Annotated in this window: 1 protein-coding gene; it reads right to left on the reverse strand. The window is 38.6% G+C overall.

The window, feature by feature from the left end:
- A partial coding sequence (locus ACX6CF_RS27185) for an ATP-binding protein (RefSeq protein ID WP_458788493.1) occupies window positions 1–252 on the reverse strand: 252 nt, incomplete at its 3' end.
- Between the last annotated feature and the right edge of the window lie 38 nt (window positions 253–290).

The raw sequence follows: 290 nt of genomic DNA on the forward strand, positions 1-290 counted from the left end.
ATTTAAGTTTTTAATTTTACTGGTTGCATGACGACTTAATGCCAAGGTTAGTTCATCTTTAACTATGCCATGACCATTGTCAGTAATTTTTATTTTCTTAATGCCACCCTTATCAACATCAATATGAATTGATGTTGCACCCGCATCTAAACTGTTTTCAATCAGCTCTTTGATAACGGAGGCGGGGCGTTCAACCACTTCACCTGCAGCAATTTGGTTAGCTAAACGTGCAGGTAATATAGCAATAGTCATAAGGGGTTATCCGGTGCGGGGAATTTTTAACGTTTGAC

Source organism: Vallitalea sediminicola (assembly GCF_054408565.1).